The sequence below is a fragment of the Actinomycetota bacterium genome, assembly GCA_036280995.1.
Taxonomy (GTDB): domain Bacteria; phylum Actinomycetota; class CALGFH01; order CALGFH01; family CALGFH01; genus CALGFH01.
The window spans coordinates 1-2222 of sequence record DASUPQ010000483.1 but is presented as its reverse complement, the minus strand read 5'-3'; the positions used below and the strand labels follow the sequence as shown (position 1 = coordinate 2222).

General features: G+C 69.5%; 2 protein-coding genes. One reads left to right on the top strand and one right to left on the bottom strand.

Annotation, left to right across the window (positions count from 1 at the left end; translation table 11 throughout):
* Positions 1 to 80 precede the first annotated feature (80 nt).
* Positions 81 to 1130 carry an IS110 family transposase gene (locus tag VF468_16160; GenBank protein HEX5879827.1) on the bottom strand — a complete coding sequence of 350 codons (1050 nt, stop codon included), beginning with the start codon at positions 1128 to 1130 and terminating at the stop codon, positions 81 to 83.
* 729 nt (positions 1131 to 1859) lie between these two features.
* On the opposite strand from VF468_16160, the gene VF468_16155 reads away from it, so the two are divergent.
* Positions 1860 to 2222 (top strand): transposase (locus tag VF468_16155; protein HEX5879826.1); only part of this gene is annotated, 363 nt, incomplete at its 3' end.

Here is a 2222-nt window from a genome sequence, read left to right as displayed (position 1 = left end):
GGCGATGACGACGAGCACGGTCGCCGTCATGCCGAGCTTGACGATCTCCAGCATGAGTTGAGCCAGCTGCGGGGACGCTCCTATGTAGGATCAAAGCGCGGGTTGGCCTCTAGGAGTCGGTAGAGCTGGCGGGCGACGTAGCGGACCAGGCAGCGTCTGATTTCGCGGTTGGTCTTGCCCTCAGCCCGTCGCCGCTGGGCATAGGCGCGGGTGGCTGGGTCGTAGCGCAGCCTGGTCAGGACGACCACGTGCAGGGCCTGGTTGAGCTGGCGGTCGCCGGAACGATTCAGCCGCACCCGGACCGTCTGGCCGGAGGACGCGGGGATCGGCGCGGCCCCGCCCAGCATGGCGAAGGCGGCGTCGCTTGGGCAGCGGCCGGGATGGGACCAGGCACACAGCACGATCGCAGCCACGATCGGGCCCACCCCAGTCCTGCTGAGCAGGTCGGGTCGCCAGGCTCGCACGAGGGTGGTGATGGCGCGGGTGTGGTCGGCGATCTCGGCGTTCAGGACTTGGATGCGGCGGGCCAGGGCGCGCAGGCTGGCTGCGGTGGCGGCGGTCTCAGGATCCCCGTTGACCCGCTGACGCAGCCGCCCGCAGGTGCTGACCAGGCGAGGCGTGGTGAGATCCCGCAGCCGGCTGCGGAGGGCGTCGGGGGCGGCGACCACCAGGGCGTGCAGCTGGCGTTGGGCGTCGGTGCTGGCCTGGACCGCGGAGCGGCGGGCGGCCAGCCGCACCGACAACGCCGCCCGGTGGCCGGCGGCGCGGGGCTGGGCGAGCTGGTCGCGGCTCAGGGCCTCGCGGGCCGCCCTGGTCGCATCCAGGGAGTCGGACTTGGCGCCGTGGCGGCGGGCAGCCCGCTTGGGCCGGTCCAGCTCCACCACTTGTTCGGCCTGGGTATGCAGGAACCGGGTCAGCCCGGCGCCGTAGCCACCGGTGCTCTCGATCGCCCACACCCGTCGACCGTCGTGTCGGTCGGCGAGCTCCAGCAGCTGCTGGTAGCCGGCCGGGGTGGCCGGCACGGTCAGCTGCTGGAGCAGCGCGCCAGTGGTGGCGGCCACGACCGCCGCGGTGTGGGTGTGCTTGTGGGTGTCGACCCCGATGACGAGCTCGACGAGGTCTGCCAGCATGTGCATTGCGTTGACTCCTTGCCCGGAGACGACGTGGACGGGTCGGTCCGGACCGGACGCACGGCAGGACTGTGATGGGACACACCCGCTTGCCTCGGGTGGTCAGGCTCCTACATCAGGCCAGCAGCGCCGGTTCCGGGCCGCTCCGGCAGCGGCGGGCGGACAAGTCCGCGCATGACACCACCAGGGTCAGTCATTCCAAGGGTCACGCCCACCGCCACCGATCACGGTCCGGATCATCACCGAACCATGGGCATTCTCACAGTCATTCCACCAGGGCCTACTGCAGCCAACCAGACCCCACTCAACGGAATGCCTTCCCAACTTGAGCTGCCCAGACCCTACTGGAACGTAGAGCCCAGAAGATGGGCGAGTATCTCCTAAACAGCCCAGAAGATGGGCGAGTATCTCCTAAACAGCCCCCGTGTTCCCTGCTGGGACGCCCGCCTTGGGTGAAGATCGGGCTGGTTGCCCGCTGACGCCGCAAGCCTGTGATCGTTGAGGTCGGTAAACAGCCGGGCGCTGGGAGCCGCGCCGTGGGCCCGTCACTGTCGCCTTGAGCACGCGGATCAGATTCGCCTGTCCCTTGTGGCTCCTGCGGGCAACCGTGCTGTTGTCGGGTCGGCGAGGAGGAGGCCGGGTGCTGGAAGAGACCCAAGACACCGAGGAGCTCATCGAGCGGGTCGCGGCGTTGGATATCGGCAAGGCGGAGCTGGTCTGCTGCTCCGGGTGCCTGGTGAGGGCAAGCGGGGCAGGCGCCTGCAGGAGGTGCGGACCTACACCACGATGACCCGGTCGCTGTTGGTGCTGGCTGATCGGCTGGGTGAGCTGGGCGTGACCCGGGTGGTCATGGAGGCAACCAGCGACTATTGGAAGGCCCCGTTCTACCTGCTAGAGGCCCAGGGGTTTGAGGTCTGGCTGGTCAACGCCAAAGACGTCAAGCACCTGCCGGGCCGGCCCAAGACCGACCGGCTGGACGCGGTGTGGCTTGCCAAGGTCGCCGAGCGGCAGATGCTGCGGCCCAGCTTCGTCCCGCCACCGGCGATCCGTCGGCTGCGGGACGTGGCCCGCTACCGCGCCGATCTGGTGGGG